This window comes from Actinomadura sp., assembly GCF_044508335.1.
In the GTDB taxonomy this organism is placed as follows: Bacteria; Actinomycetota; Actinomycetes; order Streptosporangiales; family Streptosporangiaceae; genus Spirillospora.
Genome location: NZ_JBIQHY010000174.1, coordinates 1 through 10,387, shown reverse-complemented (window position 1 = coordinate 10,387; position 10,387 = coordinate 1). Strand labels below are relative to the sequence as shown.

9 protein-coding genes are annotated in these 10,387 nt (G+C 72.8%); all 9 read right to left on the bottom strand.

Features of this window, described 5'->3' with window-relative positions; all coding sequences use genetic code 11:
* Positions 1–90: 90 nt before the first annotated feature.
* A complete protein-coding gene (locus ACIWVC_RS32875) occupies positions 91–2,418 on the bottom strand; it encodes a polyribonucleotide nucleotidyltransferase (RefSeq protein ID WP_396452602.1) in 2,328 nt (775 codons plus the stop codon).
* Between the two features lie 280 nt (positions 2,419–2,698).
* Positions 2,699–2,968: a 30S ribosomal protein S15 gene (rpsO, locus tag ACIWVC_RS32870; protein ID WP_067792110.1), complete on the bottom strand. Its 270-nt coding sequence runs from the start codon at positions 2,966–2,968 to the stop codon at positions 2,699–2,701.
* A 223-nt stretch (positions 2,969–3,191) separates the two neighbouring features.
* A complete protein-coding gene (locus ACIWVC_RS32865; protein WP_396452600.1) occupies positions 3,192–4,136 on the bottom strand; it encodes a bifunctional riboflavin kinase/FAD synthetase in 945 nt (314 codons plus the stop codon).
* 97 nt (positions 4,137–4,233) lie between these two features.
* Positions 4,234–4,902: a hemolysin III family protein gene (locus ACIWVC_RS32860; RefSeq protein WP_396452599.1), complete on the bottom strand. Its 669-nt coding sequence runs from the start codon at positions 4,900–4,902 to the stop codon at positions 4,234–4,236.
* A gap of 108 nt (positions 4,903–5,010) precedes the next feature.
* On the bottom strand, positions 5,011–5,883 hold the full coding sequence (truB, locus tag ACIWVC_RS32855) for a tRNA pseudouridine(55) synthase TruB (RefSeq protein ID WP_396452597.1): 873 nt from the start codon (positions 5,881–5,883) through the stop codon (positions 5,011–5,013).
* 13 nt (positions 5,884–5,896) lie between these two features.
* Positions 5,897–7,051, bottom strand: a complete 1,155-nt coding sequence (locus ACIWVC_RS32850; protein WP_396452595.1) for a bifunctional oligoribonuclease/PAP phosphatase NrnA — start codon at positions 7,049–7,051, stop codon at positions 5,897–5,899.
* Entirely contained in the window at positions 7,048–7,551 is a 504-nt protein-coding gene (rbfA, locus tag ACIWVC_RS32845) for a 30S ribosome-binding factor RbfA (RefSeq protein ID WP_396452593.1), read from the bottom strand. Before rbfA ends, ACIWVC_RS32850 begins: the two co-directional genes overlap by 4 nt.
* Before the next feature lie 97 nt (positions 7,552–7,648).
* On the bottom strand, positions 7,649–7,957 hold the full coding sequence (locus ACIWVC_RS32840) for a DUF503 domain-containing protein (RefSeq protein WP_396452591.1): 309 nt from the start codon (positions 7,955–7,957) through the stop codon (positions 7,649–7,651).
* Positions 7,958–8,166: 209 nt separating this feature from the next.
* Positions 8,167–10,387, bottom strand: a 2,221-nt coding sequence (gene infB, locus ACIWVC_RS32835; RefSeq protein ID WP_396455037.1) for a translation initiation factor IF-2, incomplete at its 5' end; no start/stop codon positions are given.

Genomic DNA, 10,387 nt, shown 5'->3' with positions numbered 1-10,387 from the left:
CGCGTGTGCCCCACTTCCCGCGGGGGGAAGCCCCCGGCGGGCCGCCCCGCGGCCCCCGCCGGGGGCCGCCCGGCCGGTCATCGGCTCGGGTCAGGAGTTGCGCTGGCCGGCGTCGTCGCCGCCGCGGCGGGTGCGGCGGCGGCGCGGGCCGCGCCGCTCGCCGTCGTCGCGGCGCTCCCGGCGCTCGCCGGAGTCGCCGTTGCGCGACGCCTCCGCGCCGTCGCCGCCCTCGTCCTGTCCGGCGGCCTCGCGCTCGATGACCTCGACCGGCACCAGCGACAGCTTGCCGCGCTGGTCGATCTCGGTGACCTCGACCTGGATCTTCTCGCCGACGCCCATGACGTCCTCGACGTTCTCGATCCGGGCGCCGCCGTGCAGTTTGCGGATCTGCGAGACGTGCAGCAGGCCGTCCTTGCCGGGCAGCAGCGACACGAACGCGCCGAACGTGGTGGTCTTGACGACGGTGCCGAGGAACCGCTCGCCGACCTCCGGCATGTGCGGGTTCGCGATCGCGTTGATCGCCTGCCGCGCGGCCTCGGCGGACGGGCCGTCGGTGGCGCCGACGTAGATGGTGCCGTCGTCCTCGATCGTGATGTCGGCGCCGGTGTCGTCCTGGATCGAGTTGATCATCTTGCCCTTGGGGCCGATGACCTCGCCGATCTTGTCGACCGGGACCTTGATCGTGATGATCCGCGGCGCGTTCGGGCTCATCTCGGCGGGCGCCTCGATGGCCTCCTGCATCACGTCCAGGATCGCCAGGCGCGCGCCCTTGGCCTGCTTCAGCGCGGCGCCCAGCACCGAGGCGGGGATGCCGTCGAGCTTGGTGTCGAGCTGCAGCGCGGTGATCAGGTCGCGGGTGCCGGCGACCTTGAAGTCCATGTCGCCGAAGGCGTCCTCGGCGCCGAGGATGTCGGTGAGCGTGACGTACTCGTCGCCCTCGTTGATCAGGCCCATCGCGATGCCCGCCACCATCTGCTTCAGCGGGACGCCCGCGTCGAGCAGCGACATGGTGGACGCGCACACCGACCCCATCGAGGTGGAGCCGTTGGAGCCGAGCGCCTCCGACACCTGCCGGATCGCGTAGGGGAACTCCTCGCGCGACGGCAGCACCGGGAGCAGGGCGCGCTCGGCGAGGGCGCCGTGCCCGATCTCGCGCCGCTTCGGCGAGCCGACCCGGCCGGTCTCACCGGTGGAGTACGGCGGGAAGTTGTAGTTGTGCATGTAGCGCTTGGTGCGCTCGGGGTTCAGCGTGTCGATCGTCTGCTCCATGCGGAGCATGTTCAGCGTCGTCAGGCCGAGGATCTGGGTCTCGCCGCGCTCGAACAGCGCCGAGCCGTGCACGCGCGGGACGACGTGCGCCTCGGCGGTCAGCTGGCGGATGTCCTTCGGGCCGCGGCCGTCGATGCGCACCCCGTCGCGGATGATCCGCTCGCGGACCAGCTTCTTGGTGACGGCGCGGTAGGCGGCGGAGATCTCCTTCTCGCGCCCCTCGAACTGCTCGGCGAGCTTCTCGGCGGCGGCCGCCTTGATCTCGTCGAGCCGGGCCTCGCGCTCCTGCTTGCCGGCGATGGTGAGCGCCTGCGCGAGGTCGGCGCTGACGGCCTCGGTGACGGCGGCGAGCACGTCGTCCTGGTAGTCCAGGAAGATCGGGTACTCGGCGGTCTCCTTGGCCGCGACGGCGGCGAGGTCGCTCTGCGCCTTGCACAGCACCTTGATGAACGGCTTGGCCGCTTCGAGGCCCTCGGCGACGATCTCCTCGGTCGGGGCGGTGGCGCCCTCGGCGACGAGCCTGAGGGTGTCGCGGGTGGACTCCGCCTCCACCATCATGATCGCGACGTCGCCGTCGGCCAGCACGCGCCCGGCGACGACCATGTCGAAGGTGGCGCGCTCGAGCTCGGAGTGGGTGGGGAAGCCGATCCACTGGCCGTCGATCAGCGCGACGCGGACGCCGCCGATCGGGCCGGAGAACGGCAGGCCGGCCAGCTGCGTGGACATCGAGGCGGCGTTGATCGCCACGACGTCGTACTGGTGGTCGGGGTGCAGCGCCATGATCGTCTCGACGATCTGGATCTCGTTGCGCAGGCCCTTGGTGAACGACGGGCGCAGCGGCCGGTCGATCAGCCGGCAGGTGAGGATCGCGTCCTCGGAGGGGCGGCCCTCGCGGCGGAAGAACGAGCCGGGGATGCGCCCGGCCGCGTACATCCGCTCCTCGACGTCCACGGTCAAGGGGAAGAAGTCCAGGTTGTCCTTGGGCTTCTTGGACGCGGTGGTCGCCGACAGCACCATCGTCTCGTCGTCGAGGTAGGCGACGGCGGAGCCGGCCGCCTGGCGGGCCAGCCGGCCCGTCTCGAAGCGGATGGTGCGGGTGCCGAACGGGCCGTTGTCGATCACGGCCTCGGTGCTCTGCGCACCGTCGATGCGCACGGCTTCTGTCACGGGAAACCTCCTCAGGTTCCATGTCGGACCTCACGGCCGTTTCCCGTCGGCTTGTCACGCTGCCGGTCTTCGATCGAAGCACCCGGATCGAGAGCCCGCCGATGCGGCGGGACGGATCCGGAAGCCACTACCGAGGACCGGCCCGCGCCGGCGGTGTCCGCGAGGCTTGTCTGCAGTTGTGCGGCCGGGCGGGCGGCGTCTCGGCGGCCCGCCGCGGCCATAAAGGAAGGGAGCGGCCCCGGCGGGCCACTCCCTCACCGTGCTAGCGGCGCAGGCCGAGGCGTTCGATCAGCTGCCGGTAGCGGTTGATGTCCTTGTTGGCGAGGTACTTCAGGAGGCGGCGGCGACGGCCGACCAGCAGCAGCAGGCCGCGGCGGCTGTGGTGGTCGTGCTTGTGCTCCTTGAGGTGCTCGGTCAGATCGTTGATGCGGCGCGTCAGCAGCGCGACCTGGACCTCCGGCGATCCGGTGTCACCCTCAGTGGTCGCGTACTCGGCGATGATCTGGTTCTTCGTGGCGGTGTCGAGCGACACGTGGCTCCTTCAGTGGGATCGTCACCCGCAGATCCGGGCCCGGTGGGCGCACGGGTCCGCATGGTGCGTTTCAAGAGGGTGGCGGGCCGCATGAGGGTGCAGCCAGCCGCGCCGGGGCCCTTCCCGGCGACTATTCACCGTACCATGCCGGAAACCCACCCGGTCACGATGCGAAAACCTCTGTTATCGCAGGGTACGCAGCGAAACGGGTGGCTCGTCCGGATCACTCGGCGGTGATCTCCCTGACCTGGTCCACGTCCCGGTGCATCTGCTCGACCAGCTCCTCGACCGAGTCGAACTTCAGCGTGTCGCGGATGCGGGCGGTGAAGTCCACCGCCATGTGCTCGCCGTACAGGTCGAGGTCGTCGCGGTCCAGGGCGTACGCCTCGACGGTCCGCTCCCCCGCGCCCTCGAACGTCGGGTTCGTCCCGATGGAGATCGCGGCGGGCCAGCGGAAGTCCGGGTAGCGGTCGGAGTCGCAGACCAGCCGGCCCGCGTAGACGCCGTCGGCGGGGATCGCGGTGTTCGGCGGCGTCTCCAGGTTGGCCGTGGGGAAGCCGAGCGCGCGGCCCCGCTGGTGGCCGCGCACGACGACGCCCTCGACGCGGTGCGGCCTGCCGAGCGCGCGCGCCGCGGCGGCGACCTCGCCCGCGTCGAGCCGCCCCCGGATGTAGGTGGACGAGATCGTGCCGCCGTTCGCCACGAGCGGCATGCCCTCCGCGGTGAAGTCGTACTTCTCGCCCAGCTCGCGCAGCAGCGCGACGTCCCCCTTGGCCTTGTGGCCGAACCGGAAGTCCTCGCCGACGATCACGTGCGCCGCGTGCAGCCGGTCGACCAGGACCTGCCGCACGAACTCGTCCGGGGGCGTCTTGGACAGCTCCAGGGTGAACGGCACGACCAGGACCGCGTCCGTGCCGAGGCCCTCCAGCAGCTCGACGCGGCGCTTGGTCGTGGCGAGCAGCGGCGGGTGGGTGCCCGGCCGGACGACCTCGTCGGGATGCGGGTCGAACGTGATGGCCACCGAGCGCAGCCCGCGGCGGCGGGCCTCCGCCGCCGCGGCGCCGACGATCCGCTGATGGCCGCGGTGCACGCCGTCGAACACGCCGATCGTGATCACTGAACGGCCCCAGTCCGCGGGAACCTCGTCGAGGCCATTCCAACGCCGCACCATTGTCTCCCTGCGTAGGACGTGCCTGTCCGTTCTTGTCCTGCCGCCCCTAAGGGTGCCATGAGCGGACGCGTCCGGTCGCACCCAGGGGTACCCGTCAGCCGGACTGGTAGACGACCAGGGACACGGCGATGTACTGCAGGATGTAGGCGGCCAGCGTGCAGGCGTGGAACACCTCGTGGAAGCCGAACCAGCGCGGCGACGGGTTCGGGCGGCGCAGGCCGTACACGACGCCGCCGACGCTGTAGCAGATGCCCCCGATCGCGACCAGCACGCAGGCGGCGACGCCGGCGCCCTCCAGGAACTGGGGCAGGAAGAACACCGCGACCCAGCCGAGGACGATGTAGAGGGTCACGTAGAGGGCGCGGGGGGCGCCGATCCAGGCGGTGCGGAACACGACGCCGGCGATCGCGCCCGTCCAGACGGTGATGAGGACGGCGAGGCGCACGCCGCCGTCCAGCGCCAGGACCGCGAACGGCGTGTACGTCCCGGCGATGATCAGATAGATGTTCGCGTGGTCGAACCGGCGCAGCGCCTCGATCAGCCGGCTCGACCGCTGCCGGTGGTACGTTCCCGAGATCCCGAACAGCATCCCCGATGTCGCCACGTACACCGCCGACGCGAGCCGCGCCTCCGGGCTCGGCCCGAGCGCGACCAGCACGAGCCCGGCGACCAGCACCGCGGGGAACGCGCCGAGGTGCAGCCAGCCGCGCAGCCGCGGGCGGGTCGGAGACGCCACCGGGGGGTGGTCCTTCACAGTGGTCACGGACACCTCCTCACCAACGAACCTACGCTCACGTAGGTTACGCGGCCGTAGGTTTCTGTGCATCACCTTCGTCCGGTGATGCTCGCCACGGGCGTATTGCCCCGCTGGTCAGGAGACGAACACCGCGAGGGGCTTGGCGAGCCCGCCCCGCTCCTCGACGAGGGCGAGCAGCGTGCCGTCCGGCGCGAAGACGCCGACCGGTCCGGGCCCGAGCCCGGCGGCCGGGAGCCGCCCGCCGTGCGCGACCTTGCGGGCGTCCTCGGCGGAGACGTCCCGGCGCGGGAACACCGCCGCGACCGCCTCGCCCATCGGCAGGATCTCCGGCTTCTCGGCCAGCTGGTCCAGGGTGCGCGCCGCGGACAGGTCGTAGGGGCCGACGCGGGTGCGGCGCAGCGCGGTGAGGTGGCCGCCGCAGCCGAGGGACGCGCCGAGGTCGCGCGCCAGCGCGCGGATGTAGGTGCCCGACGTGCACGAGACCGACGCGTCCACGTCGATCACGTCGCCGTGGCGCCGGACGTCCAGGACCGCGAACTCGTGGACGGTCACCGGGCGGGCGGCGAGCGCGACGTCCTCCCCCTTGCGGGCCATCTTGTAGGCCCGCTCGCCGTTCACCTTGATCGCGCTGACCTGCGGCGGGACCTGCCGGATCGGCCCGGTCAGCGCCGCGACGCCCGCGCGGAGCGCCGCGTCGGTCACGCCCGCGGCGGACGCGGTCGCGGTGACCTCGCCCTCCGCGTCGTCGGTGTTGGTCGACTGCCCGAGCCGGATCGTCGCGTCGTACCCCTTCTCCGTCAGCGCCAGATGCCCGAGCAGCCGGGTGGCCTTGCCGACGCCGAGGACGAGCACGCCCGTCGCCATCGGGTCGAGCGTGCCCGCGTGCCCGACCCGGCGGGTCTTCACCAGCCGCCGCATCCGCCCGACCACGTCGTGCGACGTCCAGCCGGCGGGCTTGTCCACGATGACGAGTCCCGAATTGTCCACGCGCGCTCCGAAATCAGTCGTCGGGGTCGCCGGGCACGCGCAGCGCCGCGCGCAGCCGGTCGATGATGTCGGCGGGCTCCCCGCCCATGGTGAACGCGGCGGCGGTCCGGTGCCCGCCGCCGCCGAGGTCGACGCAGGCGCGGCCCACGTCGACCGCGCCCTTGGAGCGGGTGGACACGTACCACTCGCCCCGGTCGTTCTCCTTGCACACGACCGCGACCTCGGCCTCGTCGGTGCGCCTGAGCTGGTCGATGACGCCTTCGAGCTGGTCGTAGTGGACGTCGCGGGCGGCCCGGTCGGAGCGGGCGATCGCCGTCCACACCAGGCCGAGGCCGCCGGCGGCGTCCCGCTCCAGCCGGGCCCGCGCCAGCGCGCCCGCGAGGACCTGCAGGTAGCCGAACGGCGCCCGGTCCCACAGCTCGCGGCTGACCGCGTCCGGCCGGACGCCCGCCGTCAGCAGCCGGCCCGCCAGGTCGTGGACCTCGGGGGTCGTGCACGGGTACTTGAACGAGCCGGTGTCGCTGGCGAGGCCCGCGTACAGGCCCTGCGCGATGTCGCGGTCCAGCGGGACGCCGAGCCTGCGGATCAGCTCCTCGACCAGCACGGCGGTGGCCGCGGCGGCCGGGTCGACGAGCCGCACCCCGCCGAACCCGGTGTTGGACGCGTGGTGGTCGACGACGATCAGCGCGCCGGCCCGGTCGGCGTGCCCGGCCAGCTCGCCGAGCCGCGCCCGGCCCGCCGCGTCCAGCGAGATCATCAGCTCCGGCGCCGCCGGCACCCGCGCGGGCTCCACCAGCAGCTCCTGGCCCGGCAGGAACCGCAGGATCGCCGGGACGGTGAACGGCTCCCCGAAGGACGCCGCGCACCGCTTGCCCATCGCCCGGAGCGCCTGCGCCAGCGCCAGCATGGAGCCGAGCGCGTCGCCGTCCGGGGCCACATGGCAGACGAGGCAGACCTCCTCCGCCGCGCGGATCAGCGCGACCGCGCGGTCCCATTCGAGGTCGGCGGACGCGCCCGCCGCCCCGGCGGAGCCGCCGCGCACGCCGCCGCCACCGCCGCGCGGGACGAGGTCATGGCCGCTCCCGGGGCGCCCGCCCACGTCGTGGAGGTGGAACTCCTCCGGCCGGCCCGCGCCCGGAGTCTCCGCGCGGCCCTCCGGCCCGCTCACGATGACGGGCGTCCGGTACGGCCGTCCTCACCGCCCTCCGCCGCGTCGCGCCCGCCGAGGTCGTCCTCGCCGTCCTCGTCCGCGGCGGCCTCGCGGTAGGGGTTCGCCTCACCGGCCGGGGTCGCGCCCTGCGCGGCGCGCGCGACCTCGGCGTCCTTGGCGCGGGCCTTGGCCAGCAGGTCGTCGATGTGCGCCGCGTTCTCCATCAGGGAGTCCATGACGAACGTGATGCTGGGCGTGTGCCGGACCCCGGTCTTCCTGCCCACCTCCGAGCGGATGACGCCCTTGGCGCTCTCCAGCGCGGCGGCCGTCTCGGCGCGCTCGCCGTCCGACCCGTACACCGTGTAGTACACGGTCGCGTCGCGCAGGTCGTTGGTGATGCGGGTGTCCGTCACGGTCACGAAGCCGAGCCGCGGATCCTTGATCCGCCTCTCCAGCATCTCGGCCACGATCTGCTGGATGCGGTCGGCGAGCTTGCGCGCCCGGGCTGCGTCCACCATGATCGCACTCCCTTTCCATGGTCAGCCGACCCCTCTATGGTCCACCGGCGCCCCGGCTCCCATGGCCGCATCGCCGGAGAACGTCCATATATCCGGGTCAGTCCTCATCGTTGAAGATGCGCTGGCGGGCGGACAGCAGCTCGATCTCCGGCCGCCCGGCCACCAGGCGCTCGCACTGGTCGAGAACCTGGGTGCAGTTCGCGGCGGTACCGGACACCACCGCCACCCCGATCTCCGCCCTGCGGTGCAGGTCGTTGCCGCCGGTCTCGGCGACGGCCACCGCCGGGAAGTGCTTGTGCACCTCGGCGATGATGGGCCGGACGACGGACCGCTTCTGCTTCAGCGAGCGGACGTCCCCCAGCAGCAGGTCGAGTGTCAGCGCACCCACGTACACCTGGTCGATCACCTCGGGATCTTCTGAAAATGGAACGACGGGGATCGCCCGCCGTGTTCCCGGCCGCGACCGCACGGCGCGGGGCCGGCCGGACATGCCGGACGCCAGGCTAGAAGATCAGCCTGGCGTCGTGTCACCCGATTGGCGATCACATCGGCGACGGGCCGGCCGCCCGCGCGGGCGCCCCCGCGGGGACGCGCCGCGCGGGCGGGCCGCCGGCCTCAGACGCGGGGCTTCTCCCGCATCTCGAAGCACTCGATGACGTCGCCCAGCTTGAGGTCGTTGTACCCCACGCCGATACCGCACTCGAAGCCCTCGCGGACCTCGGTCGCGTCGTCCTTGAAGCGGCGCAGCGACGACACCGTGAGGTTGTCGGCGACCACGACGCCGTCGCGGACGAGGCGGGCCTTGGCGTTGCGCTGGATGACCCCGGAGGTGACCATCGAACCGGCGATGTTGCCGATCCGCGGCACCTTGAAGATCTCCCGGACCTCGGCCGTGCCGAGCTGGGCCTCCTCGAACTCCGGCTTGAGCATGCCCTTGAGGGCCGCCTCGATCTCCTCGATCGCCTGGTAGATGATCGAGTAGTACCGGATGTCGACGCCCTCGCGGTCGGCCAGCTCCTGCGCGTTGCGCTCGGGCCGCACGTTGAAGCCGATGATGACCGCGCCCTCGGACGCCAGCGCCAGGTTGACGTCGTCCTGCGTGATCGCGCCGACGCCGCGGCGGATGATCCGCAGGTTGACCTCGTCGCCCACGTCGATCTTGAGGAGGGAGTCCTCCAGCGCCTCGACGGAACCGGACACGTCGCCCTTGAGGATGAGCAGCAGCTCCTGCCGCTCGCCCCGCTCCAGGTCGCGGAAGAGCTCCTCCAGGGAGCTGCTCTTGCGGCTGCGGAGCAGTTCGGCGTTGCGCTTGCGCGCGATCCGCTTGTCGGCGATCTGCCGGGCGACGCGGTCGTCGTCGACGACCAGGAAGTTGTCGCCCGCGCTGGGCACGGCCGCGAGGCCGAGCACCATCACCGGGCGGGACGGGCCCGCCTCCTCGACGTTGTTGCCGTTCTCGTCGAGCATCGCCCGGACGCGGCCGTTGGCCACGCCGCAGACGATCGAGTCGCCGACCCGGAGCGTGCCGCGCTGCACCAGCACGGTCGCCACGGCGCCCCGGCCCTTGTCCAGGTGGGCCTCGATGGCCGAGCCCTGGGCGGGCATGTCGGGGTTGGCCTTCAGGTCGAGCTCGGCGTCGGCGGTCAGGATGATCGCCTCCAGCAGCCCGTCGATGTTCGTGCCCTGCTTGGCGGACACGTCGACGAACTGCGTCTGCCCGCCGAACTCCTCGGCGACCAGGCCGTACTCGGTCAGCTGCGCGCGCACCCGGTTCGGGTCCGCGCCCTCGACGTCGATCTTGTTGACCGCGACGACGATCGGGACCCCCGCCGCGGTGGCGTGGTCGATCGCCTCGGTGGTCTGCGGCTTGACGCCGTCGTCGGCGGCGACCACCAGCACCACCAGGTCGGTGGTGTCGGCGCCGCGGGCGCGCATGGCGGTGAACGCCTCGTGGCCCGGGGTGTCGATGAAGGTGATCTTGCGGTCCTCGCCGTCGACCTCGGTCTCGACCTGGTAGGCGCCGATGTGCTGGGTGATGCCGCCGGCCTCGCCCGCCTGCACGTTGGCGTGCCGGATGGCGTCCAGCAGCTTGGTCTTGCCGTGGTCGACGTGGCCCATGACGGTGACCACCGGCGGACGCGGCTGGAGGTTCTCCTCGCCGCCCTCGTCCTCGCCGTACTCGATGTCGAACGACTCGAGCAGCGCGCGGTCCTCGTCCTCGGGGCTGACGACCTGGACGTCGAAGTCCAGCTCGATGCCGAGCTCGATGAGGTCGTCGGGGTCCACCGACTGGGTCGCGGTGAGCATCTTGCCGCGATGCATCATGATCGCGACGAGCGACGCCGGGTTGGCGCCGATCTTCTCCGCGAAGTCGGTCAGCGACGCGCCCTGCGGCAGCCGGATGGTCTTGCCGTTGCCGCGCGGAGCCGTGACGCCGCCGGCGACGGGCGCCTGCATGTTCTCGAACTCTTGGCGGCGCGCCCGCTTCGACTTGCGCCCGCGTGCGGGACGCCCGCCGGGACGACCGAAGGCGCCCTGCGTGCCGCCGCGGCCGCGGCCGCCGCCACCGGGACGGGGGCCGAAGCCGCCGCCCGGACGACCGCCGCCGCCCGCGCGGGGACCGCCGAAGCCGCCGCCGGGACGGCCGCCGCCACCGGGACCGCGTCCGCCGCCGCCCGGACGGCCGCCGCCGCCCGGACCGCGTCCGCCGCCGCCGGGACCGCCGCGCCCGGGGGCGCCGGTCGGCCGCGAGGACGGCATGTTCATCGGGCTCGGGCGCGGGCCGCCCGGCCGGGGCGGCATGCTGCCCGGGCTCGGGCGCGGGCCGCCGGCGCCG

What these genes read in the sequence shown, in the direction of transcription:
- rbfA (WP_396452593.1), bottom strand. Translation starts at nt 7,551, where the DNA reads ATGGTGGACGCAGCCCGGGCGCGCAAGCTCGCCGACCGCATCCAGCAG.